The organism is Bradyrhizobium elkanii USDA 76 (assembly GCF_023278185.1).
In the GTDB taxonomy this organism is placed as follows: domain Bacteria; phylum Pseudomonadota; class Alphaproteobacteria; order Rhizobiales; family Xanthobacteraceae; genus Bradyrhizobium; species Bradyrhizobium elkanii.
In genome coordinates, this window is record NZ_CP066356.1 from 3,533,381 (window position 1) to 3,554,284 (window position 20,904).

Sequence of the window (20,904 nt, forward strand, 5' to 3'; positions counted from 1 at the left end):
GCCCAAAACGGGCGGCCAAGGCAAGGGGACAAGAAGTGGGCAAGGCGGCGTCAAGGCAAGGCCAACTCGTGGTAAAGTCAGGCGAACTTGCCGTCGATCCACGGTCGGGCTAGGACAGGCCATGGTCTTGTTCGCGATGGTCGCATTCGTATCAACCGCCGGTGCTGCACGATGACGCCGGTCGCGCTCACCATTGCCGGCTCGGACTCCTCGGGCGGGGCGGGCATCCAGGCCGACCTCAAGAGCTTTGCCGCGCTCGGGGTCTATGGCGCCTCCGCGATCACGGCGCTGACCGCGCAGAACACCATGGGGGTCAGCGGAATCCATCCGGTGCCCGCGTCATTCGTCACCGCCCAGATCGACGCGGTATTCTCCGACCTCGAGGTCGGCGCGGTCAAGATCGGGATGGTGGCACAGGCCGAGACGATCGCGGCGATCGCCGATGGGCTGAGGCGCTGGGCGCCGCGCCACATCGTGCTCGATCCGGTGATGGTCGCAACCTCGGGCGATCGGCTGCTTGCCGCCGAGGCGGTCGATGCGCTGAAGACCCTGCTGTTTCCGCTGGCCTCGCTGATCACGCCGAACCTGCCGGAAGCGGCCGCGCTGCTCAACGAGCCGGTCGCCTCAAGCGAGGCCGACGTCGAGCGACAAGGCAAGCGATTGCTGGCGATGGGATGTCGCGCGGTGCTGGTCAAGGGCGGCCACGGCCACGGCGCCGACAGCATCGACTATCTGATCGATGCCGAGCGCAGCATCGCGCTGGCTGCGCCGCGCATTGCGACCGCCAATACGCATGGCACCGGCTGCTCGCTGTCCTCGGCGATCGCAGCGGAGCTCGCGAAGGGCGAGGGCATGGAGACCTCCGTGCGCAACGCCAAGGCCTGGATCACCGAAGCAATCGCCGCTGCCGATCGTTTTGCCGTCGGCCGCGGCCATGGGCCGGTGCATCACTTTCACAAGTACTACTGATTGCCGTGACTTGTAGCCCGGATGAAGCGTAGCGAAATCCGGGAACGGATGATGCGCGGAAGCTCCCCGGATTGCGCTTCCCTTCATCCGGGCTACGCACCTCGCGTCGTTCCATCGCGTTACGCAGGCAACACACCGCCTCTTCCACGCAGCCGCGACCGCCGATGTCGCCAGATTGTCGCACGCTGCTGTTATCCGCAGGGCAGGGGCGTGCTGCTGATTCTCGTTAACTGTTTGTGGGGCCTTGGGTCGCGGGGATCGTCATCGCCTTGTCACAGGAATCTGTTAGGTGCACAGGCATGGGAAGTGACTCCTTGAGTGAAGAAAGTCCCGAGCGGCACTTTCGCACTTTGTTTATCTCCGATGTCCATCTCGGAGCCCGCGGTTCGCAAGCCGACCGCCTGCTGGACTTCCTCCGCTCTCACGATGCCGACACGATCTACCTCGTTGGTGATATCGTCGACGGCTGGGCGCTGAAGTCGAACTGGTACTGGCCGCAGACCCATAACGATTTCGTGCAGAAGATGCTGCGCAAGGCGCGCAAGGGCGCCAAGGTGATCTACGTCCCGGGCAACCACGACGAGTTCCTGCGCAAATATTACGGCACGCATTTCGGCGGCATCGACGTGGTGGAGAACACCGTTCACACCGGCGCGGACGGCAAGCGCTACCTCGTGATCCACGGCGACATTTTCGATCTCGTGGTGCAGAACGCGCGCTGGCTCGCCCATCTCGGCGACAAGGCCTACGACTTCGCGATCCAGATGAATCGCTTCGTCAACTTCTTCCGCAAGATGTTCGGCGTGCCGTACTGGTCGCTGTCGCAATGGGCCAAGCTGAAGGTCAAGAAGGCGGTGAACTATATCGGCGCGTTCGAGGCGACGCTTGCCGGCGAGGCACGGCGCCACGGCTGCGACGGCGTGATCTGCGGCCACATCCACTACGCGACGATTCATGACGAGCACGGCATCCGCTACATGAATTGCGGCGACTGGGTGGAGAGCTGCACCGCGCTGGCCGAGCATGAGGACGGCCATTTCGAGATCATCACCTGGACCGACCCGGTGCGCCGGATCGCGCCGGTTCCGCGAGTGACGGCACGCGCTGCATGACGCATATCCTGGTCGCGACCGATGCGTGGCATCCCCAGGTCAACGGGGTTGTCCGCACGCTGACCATGATGGCACAGGCGGCGAAATCGCTCGGCGTCGAGGTGAGCTTCCTGACGCCGGACGAGTTCCGCACCTTCGCGATGCCGAGCTATCGCGATCTCCGGCTGGCGCTGCCCTACCGGGCCAAGGTCGCAAGTCTGATCGAGGCGGCGAGGCCCGACAGCATCCATATCGCGACCGAGGGCCCGATCGGGCTTGCGGCGCGCCGCTATTGCCGCAAGCGCGGCCTGCCGTTCACGACGAGCTTCCATACCCGCTTCCCCGAATACGTCTCGGCGCGGACGCCGGTCCCGGAAGCCTGGGTGTGGCGGGCGCTGCGCTGGTTCCACCGGCCGAGCCGGGCGGTGATGGCGGCGACCCCGGCGCTGGCGGCCGAGTTGCGTCAGCGCGGCTTCCGCAACGTGGTGCTGTGGTCGCGCGGCGTCGATACCGCGCTGTTCCATCCGCGCGACGTCGATCTCTGCCTGCCGCAGCCGGTCTATCTCAGCGTCGGCCGGGTGGCGGTGGAGAAGAACCTGGAGGCCTTCCTCGATCTCGATTTGCCGGGAACCAAGGTCGTGGTCGGCGACGGCCCGGCGCGGGCGGCGCTGGAGAGGAAATATCCGGACGCCGTGTTCCTCGGTGCCCGCCATGGGGAAGAATTGGCTGAGATCTATGCCGCGGCCGATGTGTTCGTTTTCCCGAGCCGGACCGATACGTTCGGTCTGGTGCTGCTTGAAGCGTTGGCGAGCGGCCTGCCGGTTGCCGCTTTTCCGGTCACCGGTCCCCGCGACGTGATCGGCGCGGCGCCAGTCGGTGTGCTCGACGAGGATCTGCGCCATGCCTGCCTGGAAGCGCTCAGCATCCCGCGGCAGGCCTGCGTCGATTTCGCCGCGCTCCACACCTGGCAGGCGTCGGCCCGGGTGTTCATCGACCGTTGCATGAACGTCCGTCCCGCGCCGCCGGATGGCGAGGGGGAGGCGTTCGAATTTGGTGCCGAAGAGCACCATTTCGCCGTCCTGCCGACACCTCAGCCAAACTCACGCTAGTTGGGTCACGCTAAAGCGTCTTGCCCGCCAGCCCGTCGCCGCGATACAAATCGCGAATGACGGACACCGTTCTCAATCCACCCGTCGCTGCCGCGGACATCGATGCCGCCGCAAGGGTGGTCGCGCCGTTCGCGGTGCGCACACCGCTCCTGACTTTCCCCGTTCTCAACGAACGCGTCGGCACCCAGGTCTTCCTCAAGCCCGAAATGCTGCAGCGGACCGGATCGTTCAAGTTTCGCGGCGCCTTCAACAAGCTCGCCTCGATCCCGCAGGACAAGCGGAGCGGCGGCGTCGTGGCGTTCTCCTCCGGCAACCACGCCCAGGGCGTCGCCGCGGCGGCCAAGATCCTCAACATGCAGGCGACCATCGTGATGCCTGCGGACTCGCCGATCACCAAGCGCGAGCGCACCAAATCCTATGGCGCCGAAGTCGTGCTCTACGACCGCGATCGCGACGACCGCGAGGCGATCGCCAACGGCATTGCCGGCAAGCGCGGCGCGACCTTGGTGCGCCCCTACGACGATCCCTTCGTGATCGCGGGCCAGGGCACCGCCGGCCGCGAGATCGCCGAGGACATGGCTGCGCTCGGACTGACGCCGGACATCGTGGTTGCGCCGGCTTCAGGCGGCGGATTGATCGCGGGCGTCGCGACCGCGGTGAAAGCGAAATATCCGCAGGCCCAGGTGATCGTCGCCGAGCCCGCGGGCTATGACGATCACGCCCTGTCGCTCAAGGTCGGACATCGCGAGGCGCATCCGGTCGCGGCGCGGACCATCTGCGATGCGCTGATGGCGATGATGCCGGGAGAGCTGACCTTCGCCATCAACAGCAAGCTGCTGGCGAACGGTGTCAACGCCACCGATGACGAAGTCGGCGCCGCCGTCGCCTTCGCCTATCGCGAGCTGAAGCTCGTGGTCGAGCCCGGCGGCGCGGTCGGACTCGCCGCGCTGCTTGCCGGGCGGATCGATGCCAAGGGCAAGAACGTCGTCATCGTGCTGTCGGGCGGCAATGTCGACGCCGACCTGTTCGCGAAACTGGTTGCCTGACACCGGGTTAGGCACAGATGCTGCCGCGGTACATGAGCTGGCTCACGTTGCGTATGCAGGTCCATGGGACATGAATGCTTCGCGCATCAGTCGTCGTGCGCGGGTCAAGCCCGGCAATGACCAGATATGAAAAGTCGAGGTTACGAGAAGAACGCGATCTTCTCGGCTTGGCTCATGCGGCGGATCGGCGCGAGTGGATCGTTGGCCGCGACGCTTGGCCTTTTCAGAAGACCGCTGGCGATGATCGTCGAGCCGAGTGAGATCTCCGCTGCGGGAGCAAGGGCAGGCTCAACGGCGGGCGGGAGAGGCGGCGGCATCACCAGAGTCTCGGCAATCGGCGCCGCCGCTCGCGGTGCCGGCTCCATCTTGACTTCGGCTCTGACCTCGACCTTCGGCGCCGGTGCAGGCTCGGGCTGAATGGCTGGCGCAACCATTTCCGGCTCAGCGGCCATTGCCTCGGCGACGCGCATCTCCTCGGCGGCGCGCATTTCCTCCGCGATCGCCTCCTCGTCGATCGGATCGGGCGCACCCATCTCTATCGCGATCAGGTCGAGCACCGCCTCGTCATGGGCGTCGGCCGCCGCTTCGTCGGAGACGCGGGCGAGTTCTGCGGCCTCGGCTTCGGCCAGCGCGGCTTCAGCCTTGATCCAGGCTTCGCTCGGTTGCGGCAAGACGGCCGTAGCGGCCTCAGTGCCGGGCATAGCGGCGGGAATCGCGGCTTCGACGTTCGGCGTCGCAGCGGCCTCCTGAGGCGGCGCTGGCGGCGTAGCGGCCATATCGGGGGCTGCACTTTCGGCCACCGGTGGCGACGCGGGGGCCGCTGCTGGCGGCTCCGCAACCGGCGCCTCGGCCACATCAGGCTCGGCCGCAGGCGTCGCCGCCTTGTCCGGATCGAACTCGCTCAGGCGGCGTGCCAGCGCAGCGAAGCCGGCATCCAGTACGGCCTTGGCGTCGTCCATCGAGACCTCGGCAGCACCGGCCTCGATCGCGCTGACCTGCGAATCGATGATGTCGCAGATCCGGCCGTCATTGCCGATCTCGCGCAGCCGCCAGGAGATCTCCCTGATCACCCGCACGCCCTTGCGCACCGGCGCGAGGCTCTGCTCGAAGCTGATGCCGTCGAGCGCGGCGATGGCGGAGGCCTGGGCGGCCTCGATTGCGCCGCGCAGGGCGGCCAGCGCCTGCGCCAGCTGCTCGTCCCTGATCGCCGCTGCGGCGGCTTGCCGCTGCGCGCTGAGGCTTTCCTCGATCCGAGCCACGGCATCGAGCACCATGCGGGTATCGGCATTGCGGTTGCGCTTGGCGTATTCGCCGAGGAACCAGCGGCCCCGCGAGGTTTCCATGAAGGCCGCGCTGATCGCAGCATAGTCCTCCTCGCTCGGCAGGGCCGCGCGGGCGGATATCGGCGACAGGGCGAATGCTTCTTCGGCCATCACAATCTCTCCGCGCAAATCACTGCGCGTTACGCTAACGATCACCACGATATCGCGCGAATCGCAATTGAATTGATGTCTTCCGAATCACAAATCCCCATCGCAGCAAAGGTTGCATCGCGGCGATTCGCGCGCAGCCTTGCGGCATTCTATGCCACGCTGTTCGGCATGACCGGGGTTCACCTGCCGTTTTTCACGGTGTGGCTGAAGGCGATCGGCATCGACGCCACCTGGATCGGCATCATCACCGCGGTGCCGCCGGTGACGCGCTTCACCGTGCTGCCGCTGGTCACCGCGGCGGCGGAACGGCGCCAGATGCTGCGCGGGGCGATCATCGCCACCGGATTCGCTACGGCGTTCGGCTTTGCCGTGATCGGCACCCAGCACCAGCCGTTCGTGCTCCTGGCGATCTACGCGCTGACCTGCTGCGTCTGGACTCCGATGGTGCCGCTCACCGACGCCTATGCGCTGCGCGGCGTCAGGCAATTCGGGCTCAGCTACGGACCGCTGCGGCTCTGGGGCTCGGCCGCCTTCGCTGTCTGCGCGCTGCTGAGCGGCTTCCTGCTCCGCTATGTCGCGGAGGTCGACCTGATCTGGATCATCACGGCCGTGACGGTGCTCGGTGCGCTGGTCGGGCTGACGCTGCGGCCGCTGGGCCGCCCAGTGGCTGCCGTCACACCTGCGGCCGGCGCGCCAAAACTGCTGCGCAATCCCACCTTCCTCGCCATCATCGTGTCCTCGGCGCTGATCCAGGGCAGCCACGGCGCCTATTACATCTTCGCATCGATTGCCTGGCAGCAGGCCGGCTTCAGCGGCCTGACGATCGCTTGTCTCTGGGTGCTCGGCGTGATCGCCGAGATCGTGCTGTTTGCGGCCTCGCCGCGCTTCACGCTGCCGTCGGCTGTGCTGGTGATGATCGCGGCCGCCAGTGCCGCGGCGCGCTGGGCGATCACCGCGCAGGACCCGCCGCTTGCGGTGCTTGCAGTGGTGCAGCTCGGACACGGGCTGAGCTTCGGCCTGACGCAGGTCGGCGTCATGGGCCTGATGGTGCACCACGTGCCGGTTCACGTCATGGCGCGCGCGCAAGGCTATCTCACCGCCTGCGGCGGCATTGTCGCGAGCACCACTGCGATCGTCAGCGGCATGGTCTATGCCCGCTTCGGGCTCGGCGTCTACGACATGATGGCGGCAATGGCGGCCACGGGCGGGCTCGTGATGTGGCTGGCGCGCAAGCGTCTCACAGATTAGCCCCAGAGCGCGGCGTCGGGTGGATAGACCAGGCTGCCCTCGTAGCGCAGGCCGTGGTCGCGGTCCTTCGCCAGCAGCAGCGGGCCGTCGAGATCGACGAAGCGTGCCTGCTGCGCGATCAGCATCGCCGGCGCCATCGCAAGCGAGGTCGCGACCATGCAGCCGATCATGATCTCGAAGCCGAGCGCACGGGCGGCATCCGCCATCGCCAGCGCTTCGGTCAGGCCGCCGGTCTTGTCGAGCTTGATGTTGACGGCGTCATAGCGGCCGCGCAGGCCGGCAAGCGAAGCGCGGTCGTGCACGCTCTCGTCGGCGCAGACCGCAACCGGGCGCCGGATCCGCCCCAGCGCCTCGTCCTTGCCCGCCGGTAGCGGCTGCTCGATCAGGGTGACGCCGGCATCGGCGCAGGCCGCGAGATTGGCGGCGAGGTTGTCCTCGGTCCAGGCTTCGTTGGCGTCGACGATCAGCTCGGATCGAGGCGCCGCCTTGCGCACGGCGGCGATCCGTGCGCCGTCGCCATCGCCGCCGAGCTTGATCTTGAGCAACTGACGATGCGCGGCCTTTGCGGTGGCTTCCGCCATCGCCTCTGATGTCCCGAGCGAGATCGTATAGGCGGTGGTGCGCGGCTCCGGCGCGGGCCGGCCGAGCAGGTTCCAGATCCGTTTGCCGGCGCGTTTGGCCTCAAGGTCCGCCAGCGCGCAATCCAGCGCATTGCGGGCGGCGCCGGCGGGCATCCGGGCCTGCAAGGCGATGCGGTCCATGCCGCCGGCGAGTGGCGCCTGCATCGCCTGGATCGCCTGCAGCGTCGCCTCGGGCGTTTCGCCATAGCGCGGGTAGGGCACGCATTCGCCGCGGCCAATGAGGCCGCCCTGGCTTAGCTCGGCGACCACGACGACGGCCTCGGTCTTGGCGCCGCGGCTGATCGTGAAGGTCCCCGCGATCGGCCAGCGCTCGATCCGACCGGTCAGGGAAATTGCTCCGGATGGGGTGGAAGTCATTTTAAAGTCTACAATTTCCTGAACCGTAGCTTGCGACGCGCAGCCAACTATGGCTGGTTAGCGGCAGATTCGACAAGCCGATCCGGCAGCGCCGGAGATCAGCGTTAGCGGCAGCCAGCCGGCTTGAGGGGTAGGCAAAAGGTGAGCGGCGACCCGACACTGGAGCGGATAGCCCAAGGCGAAGGACTGGCGCTGTGTGCGGCGGGCAACTGGACAGCCCGCTTTGCCCCTGCGCTCGAGCGGATCGTCTCCGACGCGGAGAAGCTGCGCGGCAGCCGGCCGCACATCTTCATCGACGTGTCGCAGGTCGCGAGCCTCGACACCTTCGGCGCCTGGCTGATCGAGCGGCTGCGCCGCAGCCTCAGCGACGCCGGTGCGGAAGCCGAGATCGCGGGCCTGTCGGCCAATTATTCCAGCCTGGTCGACGAGGTCCGCCGCGTCGGTCCCGCGCCCAGGGTCGTCAGCGACCCGCTGTCGATATCAGGCATGCTCGAGCAGATCGGGCGCACCGTGGCCGGGATCGGCGGCACGATCATCGGTCTCGTCGACATGCTCGGCGCGGTGCTGGTGGCCGCGGGCAAGGTGCTGATCCATCCGCGCAGCTTTCGCCTGACCTCGACGGTGCATCACCTCGAGCAGGTGTGCTGGCGCGCGGTGCCGATCGTAGTGCTGATCACCTTCCTGATCGGCTGCATCATCTCGCAGCAGGGCATCTTCCATTTCCGCAGGTTCGGCGCCGACATCTTCGTCGTCGACATGCTGGGCGTCCTGGTGCTGCGCGAGATCGGCGTGCTGCTGGTCGCGATCATGGTCGCGGGCCGTTCCGGCTCGGCCTATACCGCCGAGCTCGGCTCGATGAAGATGCGCGAGGAGATCGACGCGCTGCGCACCATGGGCTTCGATCCGATCGAGGTCTTGATCCTGCCGCGCATGCTGGCGCTGGTGCTGGCGCTGCCGATCCTGGCCTTCCTTGGCGCGATGGCCGCGCTCTATGGCGGCGGCCTGGTGGCCTGGCTCTATGGCGGCGTCGATCCGGAGGCCTTCCTGCTCCGCCTTCGTGATGCCATATCGATCGACCATTTCATCGTCGGCATGGTCAAGGCGCCTGTCATGGCGGCGGTGATCGGTATCGTTGCCTGCGTCGAAGGCCTTGCGGTACAGGGTTCGGCGGAGTCGCTCGGACAGCACACCACCGCATCGGTGGTGAAAGGGATCTTCTTCGTGATCGTGATGGACGGCGTGTTCGCGATCTTCTTCGCCTCGATCGGAATGTGATCATGGCGGATGAGGAAAACGACGCCATCATCCGGGTCCGCGACATCACCGTTCAATTCGGCAACACGCGGGTGCTCGACGGCCTCAACCTCGACGTCAGGCGCGGCGAGATCCTCGGCTTCGTCGGGCCCTCGGGCGCCGGCAAGTCGGTGCTGACGCGCACCATCATCGGGCTCGTGCCGAAGGTCGCCGGCCGCATCGAGGTGTTCGGCGTCGATCTCGACGCCGCGAGCACCTCGCAGCGCCGTGCCGTCGAGCGCCGCTGGGGCATCCTGTTCCAGCAGGGCGCGCTGTTCTCCTCGCTCACGGTGCGCCAGAACATCCAGTTTCCGGCGCGCGAGTATCTGCGCGTCTCGCAGCGGCTGCTCGACGAGATCATGGTGGCGAAACTCGTGATGGTCGGGCTGAAGCCGGAAGTCGCCGATCGTTATCCGTCGGAATTGTCGGGCGGAATGATCAAGCGCGTCGCGCTGGCGCGGGCACTCGCGCTCGATCCAGAACTCGTGTTTCTCGACGAGCCGACCTCGGGTCTCGATCCGATCGGCGCCGGCGAGTTTGACGAGCTGGTGCGCACCCTGCAGCGCACTTTGGGGCTGACCGTTTTCATGGTAACGCACGATCTCGACAGTCTTTACACCGCGTGCGACCGTATCGCCGTTTTAGGGAACGGTAAGATCATTGCTGCAGGATCGATCGCCGACATGAAGGCATCGCAGCATCCATGGCTGCAGCAATATTTCAACGGCAAGCGCGCCCGTGCCGTTGTGGCCTAGCCCATGATCCCGAAACCTGGAGCCGATTTTCGGACGAGATCATGCGCCAACAGGGAATTCGACGGGTTCGAGCGCAGCCGGCTGCGCGAGGGCCCAAGAGTGATTAACGCGAGCAATTGATGGAAACGCGGGCGAACTACGTATTGATCGGGGCTTTCACGCTGGCGGTGATCGCCGCCGCGTTCGGCTTCGTGCTGTGGTTCCAGAGCCTCCACACCACCAAGCAGCGCAGCCCCTTGCGGGTGATCTTCGAAGGGCCGGCGTCAGGCCTGCGCAACGGCGGCAATGTCAATTTTAACGGTATTCGGATAGGGGAAGTGGTCTCCGTGAAGCTCGACAACCCGCGACGCGTGGTCGCGCTGGCGATGATCGAGAACAACGCACCGCTCCGCAAGGACACCCTGGTCGGTCTCGAGTTCCAGGGACTCACCGGCGTCGCCGCGATTTCGCTCAAGGGCGGCGAGGAGGCCGCCCCGCCGGTGCCGCTGGACGAGGACGGCATCCCGGTTCTGACCGCCGACCCGAATGCGCTGCAGGACGTCACCGAGGCGATCCGCGCCACCCTGCAAAACGTCAACCGCATCGTCGCCGACAATCAGCAGTCGGTGAAGAATTCGCTGAAGAATCTCGAGGTCTTCACCCAGGCGCTGGCGCGCAATTCCGAGAAGATCGACAACGTCATGCTCAAGGTCGACGGCGTGATGGGCAAGGCCGACAGCCTGATGCTGGGCCTCAATGCGATCGCGGGCGGTAACAATGGCAGCGAACTGAACCTGATGGTGAAGTCGATCCGCGAGCTCGCCGAGGATCTCGACAAGCGCTCCAATCTCCTGATCAACGACGGCCGCAGGACGCTGTCCGACATCAGCCGTGCGGTGAATAATTTCGACCGCAACCCGAGTCGGGTGATCTTCGGCGGCAGCAACAACGCCGCACCCGAGCCCGCACCGGCCCCGGCGGCACCCGGGCCGCGGCGGCGGCAATGACGTGACAGGCGACTGGTGCGTGGCGAATAGCCAATAGCGAATAGCCTTCCTTCGCTGCCAGACCCGTCATTGCGAGCCAGCGGGTCGAGCGAACGCGCGCCCGATGACAGGCTCCGCGAAGCAATCCATCGTTCCGCATGCTCGGCGCGATGGATTGCTTCGTCGCTTGCGCTCCTCGCAATGGCGCCGGTCAGTACTGGCACGCCGGTGCCACAGCGAGACTCTGCGGCGTCGCCCCAAAATAAAACGGAGGCCCTTCGGCCTCCGTTTCCATTTGCTGTTCGCTCCTCGCTTACTTCGCCAGCTTACCCCAGCCGTCCCGCGGCGTGCGCGAGCAGGGTGTAGACCAGCCCGGTCTCCGAGGTCAGGTGGCTGCTCAGCTCCTGCTGGCCGCGGCCGTCGCGGGCGACTTCGTCGAGCAGGCGCTCGAACTCCGCGATGTAGCGGTCGACCGTCTGCTTGAAGCCGCGGTCGGAGCGGTACTTGCGGGCCACCTCATCGAAGGCCTTCTGGCCGGCCGGCGTGTAGAGGCGCTTGGAGAACGCCTTGTTCTCGCCGCGCTGGTAGCGATCCCACATCTCGGCCGCAAGCGTGCGGTCCATCAGCCGGCCGATGTCGAGCGACAACGACTCCAGCGGATTGACGGGCTGCTGCTGCGGACGCGGGCGCTGCTGGGCGTCGCGGCTCTGCGGGGCAGGCGGCGGTGCATCGCTGCGGTTGAGCAGGTCGGACAGCCAGCCGTCGCCGTTGTTGTCGGAGCCTGCCGGGCTGACCGACGGGGCCTCGGTGCGGCGCGAGCTCGTCATGCCGAGATCCGGCGGCGGCAGCGTCGAGGCGCTGTTGCCATTGTCCCGCATCCGCACATCGCCGCGGCCGCCGGCGGCAGCCACCACCGGCTCCTCGTGGCGAACGCTGGCGCGGTTGGTCGAGACCACGTCGAGCCCGCGGCCGTGATGAGCGACGATGCGGTTCAGCTCGGCCAGCGCCTCGATCTGGTCGACGATCACCTTGCGCATCTGCGCGGTGTTCTCGGCAGCCTCCTGCGGCATCTCGAGCACGCCGCGGCGCAGCTCGTTGCGAGTGGCCTCGAGCTCGTTATGCATCTCGCTCGCCATCTGCTTCATCGCCGTGACCATCGCGGAGAACTTCTCCGTCGATTCCTTGAACATCGCATCGGTCTCGGCATTGCTCTGCTGGTAGAGGTCGTTCATGGCGTCGACGGTCTGCTGACGCTCGTTCTCGGCTGCCTGGCGCACCGCCTCGAACTGCCTGCTGATCGCAGCCGAACCGGCGCCTGCGGTCTCCGCCACCACGCGGGCGATGTCGCGGGCGCGTTCCTCGGCCGCTCCGAGCGATTCATCGAGCAGCCCGGTGAAGCGCGACAGCCGCTGGTCGAGATCGGTGGTGCGCAGGTCGATGGTCGTGACTAGCGCTTCCAGCGCCGACTTGCGCTCGCTGACGGAGGCCGTCGTCGAGCGGTTGGCCTGCTCGACCACGGCAGCCGCATCGATCAGCGCCTTGCCATGGGTCTCGAACTGGCTCGACAGCGCGCCGAGATCTTCCAGCGCCTTGCCGGTCTTGCTGTTGAACACCGTGAGCTGGTCTTCCAGCGTCTGGGTTGCCACGCCGTTGCGCGAGGTGACGTCGTTCATGGCGGACACGAAGTCGGCCACGCGGGTCACCAGCGCGCGCTCCAGCGAGTTGAGGTTGTCGTGGGCGCCGGTCAACACTTCCTGCAAGAGGATGTTGCCTTCGCGCAGCCGCTCGAACAGCGCGACCGTATCGGTGCGCAGGATCTTGCTGGTCTCCTGCATCTCCGTGACGGCCGAGATCGAGACCTGGCGCGACTGGTCGATCGCCGCGCGCGAGGCCTGCTCGAGCTCCTTGAGCGACTTCGCCACCGCGCCGGTCGCCTGATCGCCGGCCGTGGTGATGTTGCGCGCGACATCGCTGCCGTGGGCCGACATCGACTGGGAGAAGGCGAGGCCGCGGGTTTCGATTGCCTTCAGCGCGTCCGCGGTGGCGCGATCCATGTCGCTCGACAGCTGCGTGGTCTTGGCGGTCAGCGCCTCGACCAGCGAGCCGCGGCGGCCGTCGACCATCTGCGACAGACGCTCGGTTTGCTGCTGCACATAGGTGACGATCTCGTCGGTCTTGCCGGTCATCGCCGAGCCGAAGGCGCTGGAGGCCGACAGCACCGAACGTTCGATGTCGGCGGAGGTCGTCTTGACCTTGGTCGAGACCTCGTTGGACATGGTGATCAGCGCGGCCTGCGCGTTCTGCGCCGAGGTCTGGATGTTGTCGGTGGTCTTGGCCGTGACCGCACCCAGCGCGCGCTCGATATCGGTCGAGAGCGTGCGGATCTGGGCGGCGGCATCGGCGGAGGTCGCCGCAAACGAGCCCTGGGCCTCGCGGGCGCTGCCCAGGATGGTCTGCGCAGTCTCCGCGCTGGCTGTGGTCAGCGAGCGCTCGATCTCGGCGGAGATCTCGCGGATCTGGCTTGCGGCCTCGCTGGAGGTTGCCACGAACGAGCTTTGGGCATCGCGGGCGCTGCCGAGGATCGCCTGCGCGGTGTTGGTGCCGACCGAGGTCAGGGTGCGCTCGACATCGACGGCCAGCGACTTGACGTGGTTGGCTGCCTCCGTCGACGCGGTGACGAGGGTGTTCTGCGCCTCGCGGGCGCCGGCCGTCAGCATCTCGACGGTGCCGGAGCCGGCCAACGACAACGCACGCTGGATGTCGGCGGCAAGCGCGGACACCTTGGTCGCAGCGTCGGTCGACGCGCTGACCAGGGTGCTCTGGGCCTCACGCGCACCTGACGTGATCGATTCCGCGGTGGCGGAGCCTGCCATCGACAGTGAACGCTCCATGTCGGCCGCCAGCGAGCGGACCAGATCGGTGGCCTCGGTGGATGCGCCGGCCAGCGTGCTCTGGGCCTCACGGGCGGAGGCGACGACGGCTTCCGCGGTGGCGGAGCCCGCCATCGACAGCGAGCGCTCGATGTCGGCCGACAGCGTGCGCACCAGATTGGTGGCGTCGGTCGACGCGCTGGCCAGCGTGCTCTGGGCCTCGCGAGCGGAGGCGACGATGGATTCCGCGGTGGCGGTGCCGGCGGTCGAGAGCGAGTGCTGCACGTCGGCCGCGAGCGTGCGGACCAGATTGGCGGCGTCGGTGGATGCGCCGGCGAGCGTGCTCTGGGCCTCGCGGGCGGAAGCGACGACGGCTTCCGCGGTGGCGGTGCCGGCGGTCGAGAGCGAGTGCTGTACGTCGGCCGCGAGCGTGCGGACCAGGTTGGCGGCTTCGGTGGATGCACCGGCAAGCGTGCTCTGGGCTTCGCGAGCGGAGGCGACGACGGCTTCGGCGGTCGCGGTGCCGGCCATCGAGAGCGAACGCTCGACGTCGCTGGCGAGCGACTTGACCTGACCGGTGACGTCGGTCGAGGTCGCGATCAGCGTGGTCTGGGCCTCGCGCGCACCGGTCATGATCGCTTCGGCGGCGGCGGAGCCGGACATCGACAGCGACTGCTCGACATCGGCGGCCAGCGACTTGACCTGGCTTGCGGCTTCGACCGAGGCGCTGACCAGCGTGGTCTGCGCGTCGCGGGCGCCCGACAGCACGGACGCTGCGGTGGCGCTGCCGGCGGCCTGCAAGGTGCGTTCGACGTCCTCGGACAGCGACTTGATCTGCGAGGCGACGTCGCCGGAGGCGGTGACCAGCGACACCTGGGCGTCACGGGCACTGGTGAGGATCGAGTTGGCGGCGCTGGTGCCGACGGCGGTCAGCACGCTCTCGACCTCGGCCGAGCTCAGCTTGAGCTGGTTGCCGACATCCGCGGACACGGTGAGCAGCGCCTGCTGCGCGGTGCGCGCGCCGGTCTGGATGGTTTCACTGGTGTTGACCACGAGGTTGGTCAGCGAACGCTCGGCGTCCTCGACATGGGACTTGATGCTCGACGACAACAGCTCGGCGCGGGACATCAGGTCCTCGCTCGCCTGGCGGCCGCTGCTCTCGATGCGGCCGGCGACGGCCTCGACGCGCGAGCCCAGGAGGTCCTCGAACTGCGCGACGCGGGTGTCGATGTCGCCGGCGATGACGCCGACGCGGCTCTCGATGCCCTGCTGGATGTCGGCGAAGCGCGCCGAGATGGTGTCGGTCAGGCTCGCGCTGTGACCATTGATGGTGTCGGCGAGGCGGGTGCTGTGGCCGTTGAGGGTGTCGACCAGGCGGACGCTGTGGCCGTCGATGGTCTCGGTGACGCCGTTGATGCGATGGTCGACCGCGGCGATCGCCTGCACGGTGCCTTCGGTCAGGGTGGTGGTGAGCAGGCCAAGCCGCGAGTCGATCGACTGGATCGCCTGGGAGGCGCCGTCGGTCAGCTGGGTCGCGAGCGTGCCGAGATGGCCGTCGATGGTGTCGGTGACCGACTTGGCGCGGCTCTCGAAGGTGACCTCGAGGGACTTCATGCGGCCGTCGATCGCATCATCAAGCGATTGCAGACGGCCGTCGAACGAGCCGATCTTGGTGGCGAGCGAACTATCGAACGACGACAGCTTGTCGGTCAGCGAGGCGTCGAGATTGGTGACGCGGCTGCCGAGCGTGGTCTCGAACTGCAGCAGGCGCTGGTCGAGCGAGGCGGTGATCTCGCCGCTGTTGGTGGTGACGCGATGGTCGAAGGTGTCGACATAGGTCTTCAGGCTGTCGGCGATGTCCTGGGTCCGCTGGCCCATGCGCTCGACGATGTCGCCGCCGAAGGTCTTCACCGTGCGGTCGAATTCCGAGATGTGGCGGGTGATCAGCGCCCCGAGCGTGCCGGAATCGCGGGCGAATTTCTCGGCGAGCTCGCTGCCATGGTTCTTCACCAGGTCGTCGAATGCGCTCATCTGCAGCGACAGCGAGTCGTGCGCGGTCTCGGTCTGGCCCACCACCTTGGCGACCAGCGAATTGACAGTGACGTCGAGCGCCTCGCTCGCCTTGTCGCCGGACGTCAGGATCTGGCCGGCGAGGCGGTTGCCGGCGTCGTCGATCTTGCTGACGAGGTCGTTGCTGCGCAGCTCGAGCTCGAGCAGCAGCGAGTCCGCGGAGTTCTTCAGGGAATCGTGGACCTCTTCGGTGCGGTCGGAGATGCCGTCGACGATGACGGACGAACGCTGCTCGAACTCGCCGGTGATGCGGTCGATGCGCTCGTTCAGCAGCTCGTGGACGCGATCGGCCAGATCGACGAACTCGTCGTGGACGTGGCCGGTCTTGAAGTTGAGGCTGGTGGTCAGCCGCTCGGAGGCATCCATCACCGCGCGCGTGGTCTCGGCGCTGGCTTCCTCGAGGCGGTCGAGCAGGTCGCCGCCGCGCTCGCCGAGCGCGAGGATCATGTTGTCGCCGGCGTGGCTCAGCGCGGTCGTGATGTGCTGGCCGCGCTCTTCCAGCGCGCCGGTGATGCTCTTGGCGACCTCGTCGACGCGCGAGGCGATCGCGTCCGAGATCAGCGCGATGTCGTGGCGCAGGTCGATCTGCACGCCGGAGATCGCGCTGCGCACCTGCTCGGCCTGGCCGACCAGATTGTCGCGCTGGTGGGCGATGTCCTGCAGCAGCGCGCGGATGCGCACCTCGTTGTCGGAATAGGCGCGTTCCAGCGCCGCGACCTCGTTGGCAACGAGGGTTTCGAGTTCGCCGGCGCGCGCGATCGCGCGCTCGACGCCGTCGCCCATCGCCGCGACCTCGCGGCGGATCGCCTGGCCGACCGTCACCATGGAATCGGCGGCGGCGTTTTCCGGCTCGGAGAATCGCATCGCGACCTGCGCCATCGATTGCGCGATCATCTGCATGCGCTGACCGTGCGAGGCGAGGCTGGCGAGATAGTAGAACAGCAGGATCGGCACGGCGAACAGCGCGGCAAGGCCGGCGAGCACCAGGACGCCGGTGCCCTGGGCCATCGAGGCCTGCAGGGCCGGCCAGAACGCGATGGTGAGAATCACGCCGCCCAGCAGCCAGGCGCCGGAGCAGACAAAGAACAGCGTGAAGGCGTTGCGCGCGCGTCCTCCCTGCAGCGTCTGCAGCATCTGGCCGATGGTTTCGCGATCGTCGTTGGCGGCGCGGCGCGGCGCGCGCGGTTCTTCGATCGGCTCGAACGCCGAACGATCGGTATTATTCGGACGGGACTCGAACGATGCGGCTGAAAAATCGGCCGCGGGCGGCGGCAGGTTCGGCGGCGCGGCGCCTTCGTTGAGGGGGCTGCGATTCTCCGCGCCCTGTTCGCTGATGTTGAGGGCTTCCTGGATAGCAGAAAGCGCGACTTCGGTGGGATCTTTGACCTTCTTGGGAGTGTTCGCCATGTTCAGTCTGAGCCCTCTCACTATTTTACGCGTCGGCGAGCCTGCGATCGTCCCCACGCAAGCTCGAAGCCGGTGCCCACAAGCGGAGGCAAGCGCCCCCCTGGGCGGCTTGTCCGCTACATCCGCAAACATCCTATTGGGAGAGCGATGCGAATGAAATGCTTGCGATTAATACTTTCTTAATCATCGTTAACAGCTTTGCGCCATAAGGCCTTATGGGTACTCGAAATTCCGGCAGTAGAGCGTCGATTGTGTCCAGAAATTGTCCAGAATCGGGCGGTTTTGCCGATCATCCCGACAACAATCCGTTAACCAGTTTCGTGATTGGCTGAGGCAACGATCCGCCGGCGAGGGCCCGGCGGAGACGACAGGGACTGGCCATGCCGCTTCATCTCGAACGGGTCGAATGGACGCAATCGCCGCCGCTGGCGCCCGGCGCCGGGCCGATCGACGTCGATCATCTTCAGCGCATGACGCTGGGCGATCCGGATCTCGAGCGGGAAGTGCTGGCCATGTTCTCGGCCCAGTCGGCCCGGATCCTCGGTGAACTGGCCGCCTTGCCGCCCGAGGCCGCGACCCACGCCCACACCCTGAAAGGATCGGCGCGGGCAATCGGCGCCTTCGGCGTCGCCGAGGCTGCGGCCCAGCTGGAGACCGCGCTGACCGGCGGTTCCGATGCGGCCCAGCCGCTTGCCGCGCTCGGTGCTGCGATTGCCGAGGCGCGCACGGCGATCGAGCTGATCCTGGGCCGCTCCTAGGCATCCGGCGTCTCGGCGGCGCGCCGCGGCAGCTTGGGCGGCTTCCCAACCGGCGGGCAGGTTTTCGGTCTCCGCGCTAGCGCTGTGCGGATCGACCCGTTATACGACTGCCCGGGACCTTTCCATCCATCGTCCGGCGCATTCCGGCAGCACGAGCAATCATGGCCAAAATCCACTTTATCGACCATTCCGGCGAGAAACGCACAGTTGAGATCGAGAACGGCGCGACGGTGATGGAAGGCGCGATCCGCAACGCCATTCCCGGCATTGAAGCCGAATGCGGCGGCGCCTGCGCCTGTGCGACCTGCCATGTCTATGTCGATGAAGCCTGGCGCGAGAAGGTCGGCGCGCCGTCGCCGATGGAAGAGGACATGCTGGATTTCGGCTTCGACGTGCGTCCGAATTCGCGGCTGTCCTGCCAGATCAAGGTGACCGACGATCTCGACGGACTGGTCGTGTCGACGCCGGAGCGGCAGGCCTAAGATTCTTTCATTCGCCGTCCGGATTCGCACCGCGACGGATCCAGCGGCGGAAGTTCTGCTTGACCTCCGCCGGCAGCGGCGTCGGCCTGCGCGTGGCCTCATCGATCATCACCGTGACCGCCTTCGCCGACGCCACGCACCTGCCTTCCGAAAACACCACCTGGTCGAAGGTGGTCGATGTGCGTCCAAACTTGACGAGACCGAGCCCGAGCTCGATCTGACCCGGCCAGTGCAGCTCGGCGCGGAAATGGATGTCGAGGCGCACCATGATCCAGCCGAGCCCCGCCGGCATCAGCCCCATGCCGCGGTCCTTCACCAGCGTGACGCGGCCGGTTTCAAAATAGCTCGCATAGACGGCGTTGTTGACGTGCCCGTTGGGGTCGAGATCGGCAAAGCGCACATTGTCGGACAGGCGGTAGGGAAAGTCTTCCAGGCGCGGCGCATCGTCAGCACGGACAGGGGCATTCACGAGGGGGATCTCCGTCGGTTTCCCGCCCATACAGCCGAGTTGCGCAGGCTCGGCAAGGGGTTGCCGCGCCAGCCGCTGTCCCTATTATGCATGTCGCGATCCGGCCCACTTGGCTGGACAGGCGAAAAAGCCGTCCAGTCGATTTCAACTGAAAAGAAGCGGACATGAGCGAAGCGATCAAGACCGATGTGCTGATTATTGGCGCGGGCCCCTGCGGACTGTTCGCCGTGTTCGAACTGGGCCTGCTCGACATGAAGGTGCATCTGGTCGACATCCTCGACAAGATCGGCGGGCAGTGTGCCGAGCTCTATCCCGAGAAGCCGATCTACGACATTCCCGGAATTCCCTTCGTCACCGGCCAGGGCCTCACCGACCAGTTGCTGGAGCAGATCAAGCCGTTCAATCCGACCTTCCATCTCAACGAGATGGTGGAGAGCATCGAGAAGGTCGGCGATCCCCTGTTCCGCGTGAAGACCGATGCCGGCAAGGAGTTCGAGTGCAAGGTCGTCGTGATCTCGGCCGGTGGCGGCTCGTTCCAGCCGAAGCGCCCGCCGGTGCCGGGCATCGAGGCCTATGAAGGTACGTCGGTGTTTTATGCCGTGCGCAAGATGGAGCAGTTCCGCGACAAGAACATCCTGATCGTCGGCGGCGGCGACTCCGCGCTCGACTGGACGCTCAATCTGCATCCGATCGCCCAGCGCATCACGCTGCTGCACCGGCGCGACGATTTCCGCGCGGCGCCGCACAGCGTCGAGCAGATGCGTGCGCTCGTTGCCGACGGCAAGATGGATCTGAAGATCGGTCAGGTCACGGGGCTCGAAGGCGCCAACGGACAGCTCTCGGGCGCCGCGCTCAAGGGCAACGACAATGCGGTCTCGACGATCGCCTGCGATACAATGCTGCCGTTCTTCGGGCTCACCATGAAGCTCGGTCCGGTCGCGAACTGGGGCGTGGCGCTGGAGAACAATCTGGTGCCGGTCGACACTGCGGCGTTCGAGACCAACGTGTCCGGCATTTTCGCGATCGGCGACATCAACACCTATCCGGGCAAGCTCAAGCTTATTCTCTCCGGCTTCCACGAGGGTGCGCTGATGGCGCAGAAGGCGCACCGCTACGTGTATCCGGACAAGCGGCTGGTGTTCCAGTACACAACCTCGTCATCGAGTTTGCAGAAGAAGCTTGGGGTGAACTGATTCCACTCGAGCGGAGACCGATGCCAGGGGCATGGGCCATTTCCTGCGCGGCGCGAGTACTGGAACACTCCGTGAAATGGCCGTAGTCTGCTTGTAGTCGAGTTGGTCGATTGATCAGGTGATGATGATGCGGAACACGCTATCCAGACTTCGGCTGATCCTCGCGATCGCCACGGCCTTTGCGCTAGCTGCTCCGCTCGCGGCCTCGGCGGCCGACCCGTCGGCTGCCGGCCTGTGGCAAAAGGTCGAAGACGGCAAGCCCGAGGGCTGGTTCCTGGTGATCGAGCGCAATGGTCTGTTCGAAGGCATGATCGCAAAGATGTTTTCGTCGCCCGGCGATCCGCCCAATCCGGTCTGCTCGAAATGCACCGACGATCGCAAGGACATGCCGTGGCTCGGCATTCCCCTCATCCGCGACATGAAGCGCAACGGGCTCGCCTATGAAGGCGGCAACGTGCTCGATCCACGCAACGGCAAGGTCTACAAGGCCAAGATGACGTTGAGCGCCGATGGTCAGACGCTGACGATGCGCGGCTTTCTCGGCATCTCGCTGTTCGGCAAGGATGAGGTCTGGACCCGGCTGCCTGACACCGCGGTGGCCCAGCTCGATCCCGCGATCGTCGCCAAATACCTGCCGGCGCAAGCCGCGGTGGCGAAGCCGGCGGCGCCGGTGCCCGCGACGAAGCGGCACTAACACTTCTCTCCAGAGCTTTTCCCGTTCCGATGGAATCGGAACGGGGCTCTAGAT

General features: G+C 66.4%; 16 protein-coding genes. 12 read left to right on the forward strand and 4 right to left on the reverse strand.

What is annotated here, in order from left to right:
• Positions 1-171: 171 nt before the first annotated feature.
• From thiD to JEY66_RS16855, 4 genes are all read left to right on the forward strand, one after another.
• Positions 172-969 carry a bifunctional hydroxymethylpyrimidine kinase/phosphomethylpyrimidine kinase gene (gene thiD, locus JEY66_RS16840; RefSeq protein WP_018272604.1) on the forward strand — a complete coding sequence of 266 codons (798 nt, stop codon included), beginning with the start codon at positions 172-174 and terminating at the stop codon, positions 967-969.
• Between the two features lie 299 nt (positions 970-1,268).
• The gene (locus tag JEY66_RS16845) at positions 1,269-2,081 is read left to right on the forward strand and encodes a UDP-2,3-diacylglucosamine diphosphatase (RefSeq protein WP_026193024.1); all 813 of its coding nucleotides are present in this window, start codon (positions 1,269-1,271) and stop codon (positions 2,079-2,081) included.
• Entirely contained in the window at positions 2,078-3,169 is a 1,092-nt protein-coding gene (locus tag JEY66_RS16850; protein WP_018272602.1) for a glycosyltransferase family 4 protein, read from the forward strand. Before JEY66_RS16845 ends, JEY66_RS16850 begins: the two co-directional genes overlap by 4 nt.
• Positions 3,170-3,225: 56 nt before the next feature.
• Entirely contained in the window at positions 3,226-4,215 is a 990-nt protein-coding gene (locus JEY66_RS16855) for a threonine/serine dehydratase family protein (RefSeq protein WP_018272601.1), read from the forward strand.
• Positions 4,216-4,355: 140 nt separating this feature from the next.
• On the opposite strand, the gene JEY66_RS16860 is transcribed toward JEY66_RS16855, so the two are convergent.
• Entirely contained in the window at positions 4,356-5,489 is a 1,134-nt protein-coding gene (locus JEY66_RS16860) for a hypothetical protein (protein WP_307724582.1), read from the reverse strand.
• Positions 5,490-5,723: 234 nt separating this feature from the next.
• Between JEY66_RS16860 and JEY66_RS16865 the strand changes: the two genes are divergently transcribed.
• Entirely contained in the window at positions 5,724-6,896 is a 1,173-nt protein-coding gene (locus tag JEY66_RS16865; RefSeq protein ID WP_018272599.1) for an MFS transporter, read from the forward strand.
• On the opposite strand, the gene dgcA is transcribed toward JEY66_RS16865, so the two are convergent.
• Positions 6,893-7,894 (reverse strand): N-acetyl-D-Glu racemase DgcA, encoded by a 1,002-nt coding sequence (gene dgcA / locus JEY66_RS16870; protein WP_018272598.1) that lies wholly within the window; start codon positions 7,892-7,894, stop codon positions 6,893-6,895. The genes JEY66_RS16865 and dgcA overlap by 4 nt on opposite strands.
• Before the next feature lie 141 nt (positions 7,895-8,035).
• Here dgcA and JEY66_RS16875 point away from each other — a divergent pair, with 141 nt between their 5' ends.
• From JEY66_RS16875 to JEY66_RS16885, 3 genes are all read left to right on the forward strand, one after another.
• On the forward strand, positions 8,036-9,169 hold the full coding sequence (locus JEY66_RS16875; RefSeq protein WP_018272597.1) for an MlaE family ABC transporter permease: 1,134 nt from the start codon (positions 8,036-8,038) through the stop codon (positions 9,167-9,169).
• Between the two features lie 2 nt (positions 9,170-9,171).
• The gene (locus JEY66_RS16880) at positions 9,172-9,942 is read left to right on the forward strand and encodes an ABC transporter ATP-binding protein (RefSeq protein ID WP_026193023.1); all 771 of its coding nucleotides are present in this window, start codon (positions 9,172-9,174) and stop codon (positions 9,940-9,942) included.
• Positions 9,943-10,061: 119 nt separating this feature from the next.
• Positions 10,062-10,928, forward strand: a complete 867-nt coding sequence (locus JEY66_RS16885; protein WP_018272595.1) for an MlaD family protein — start codon at positions 10,062-10,064, stop codon at positions 10,926-10,928.
• Between the two features lie 305 nt (positions 10,929-11,233).
• Here the strand turns inward: JEY66_RS16885 and JEY66_RS16890 are convergent, their stop codons facing one another.
• Positions 11,234-17,254 carry an apolipoprotein A-IV repeat region-like domain-containing protein gene (locus JEY66_RS16890; protein ID WP_018272594.1) on the reverse strand — a complete coding sequence of 2,007 codons (6,021 nt, stop codon included), beginning with the start codon at positions 17,252-17,254 and terminating at the stop codon, positions 11,234-11,236.
• A 380-nt stretch (positions 17,255-17,634) separates the two neighbouring features.
• Here JEY66_RS16890 and JEY66_RS16895 point away from each other — a divergent pair, with 380 nt between their 5' ends.
• Positions 17,635-18,012 (forward strand): Hpt domain-containing protein, encoded by a 378-nt coding sequence (locus tag JEY66_RS16895; RefSeq protein WP_018272593.1) that lies wholly within the window; start codon positions 17,635-17,637, stop codon positions 18,010-18,012.
• A gap of 161 nt (positions 18,013-18,173) precedes the next feature.
• Positions 18,174-18,494, forward strand: a complete 321-nt coding sequence (locus JEY66_RS16900) for a 2Fe-2S iron-sulfur cluster-binding protein (RefSeq protein ID WP_018272592.1) — start codon at positions 18,174-18,176, stop codon at positions 18,492-18,494.
• A 7-nt stretch (positions 18,495-18,501) separates the two neighbouring features.
• Here JEY66_RS16900 and JEY66_RS16905 read toward each other — a convergent pair whose 3' ends face one another.
• Positions 18,502-18,963: an acyl-CoA thioesterase gene (locus JEY66_RS16905; RefSeq protein ID WP_018272591.1), complete on the reverse strand. Its 462-nt coding sequence runs from the start codon at positions 18,961-18,963 to the stop codon at positions 18,502-18,504.
• Positions 18,964-19,127: 164 nt separating this feature from the next.
• On the opposite strand from JEY66_RS16905, the gene JEY66_RS16910 reads away from it, so the two are divergent.
• Positions 19,128-20,156 (forward strand): NAD(P)/FAD-dependent oxidoreductase, encoded by a 1,029-nt coding sequence (locus JEY66_RS16910; protein ID WP_018272590.1) that lies wholly within the window; start codon positions 19,128-19,130, stop codon positions 20,154-20,156.
• Between the two features lie 127 nt (positions 20,157-20,283).
• The gene (locus JEY66_RS16915) at positions 20,284-20,850 is read left to right on the forward strand and encodes a DUF2147 domain-containing protein (RefSeq protein ID WP_026193022.1); all 567 of its coding nucleotides are present in this window, start codon (positions 20,284-20,286) and stop codon (positions 20,848-20,850) included.
• The last annotated feature ends 54 nt before the right edge of the window (positions 20,851-20,904 follow it).

Coding starts and splice junctions, on each gene's coding strand:
- thiD (WP_018272604.1), top strand. CDS start 172: ATGACGCCGGTCGCGCTCACCATTGCCGGCTCGGACTCCTCGGGCGGG.
- JEY66_RS16845 (WP_026193024.1), top strand. CDS start 1,269: ATGGGAAGTGACTCCTTGAGTGAAGAAAGTCCCGAGCGGCACTTTCGC.
- JEY66_RS16850 (WP_018272602.1), top strand. CDS start 2,078: ATGACGCATATCCTGGTCGCGACCGATGCGTGGCATCCCCAGGTCAAC.
- JEY66_RS16855 (WP_018272601.1), top strand. CDS start 3,226: ATGACGGACACCGTTCTCAATCCACCCGTCGCTGCCGCGGACATCGAT.
- JEY66_RS16860 (WP_307724582.1), bottom strand. CDS start 5,489: ATGGTGCTCGATGCCGTGGCTCGGATCGAGGAAAGCCTCAGCGCGCAG.
- JEY66_RS16865 (WP_018272599.1), top strand. CDS start 5,724: ATGTCTTCCGAATCACAAATCCCCATCGCAGCAAAGGTTGCATCGCGG.
- dgcA (WP_018272598.1), bottom strand. CDS start 7,894: ATGACTTCCACCCCATCCGGAGCAATTTCCCTGACCGGTCGGATCGAG.
- JEY66_RS16880 (WP_026193023.1), top strand. CDS start 9,172: ATGGCGGATGAGGAAAACGACGCCATCATCCGGGTCCGCGACATCACC.
- JEY66_RS16885 (WP_018272595.1), top strand. CDS start 10,062: ATGGAAACGCGGGCGAACTACGTATTGATCGGGGCTTTCACGCTGGCG.
- JEY66_RS16890 (WP_018272594.1), bottom strand. CDS start 17,254: ATGGCGAACACTCCCAAGAAGGTCAAAGATCCCACCGAAGTCGCGCTT.
- JEY66_RS16895 (WP_018272593.1), top strand. CDS start 17,635: ATGCCGCTTCATCTCGAACGGGTCGAATGGACGCAATCGCCGCCGCTG.
- JEY66_RS16900 (WP_018272592.1), top strand. CDS start 18,174: ATGGCCAAAATCCACTTTATCGACCATTCCGGCGAGAAACGCACAGTT.
- JEY66_RS16910 (WP_018272590.1), top strand. CDS start 19,128: ATGAGCGAAGCGATCAAGACCGATGTGCTGATTATTGGCGCGGGCCCC.
- JEY66_RS16915 (WP_026193022.1), top strand. CDS start 20,284: ATGCGGAACACGCTATCCAGACTTCGGCTGATCCTCGCGATCGCCACG.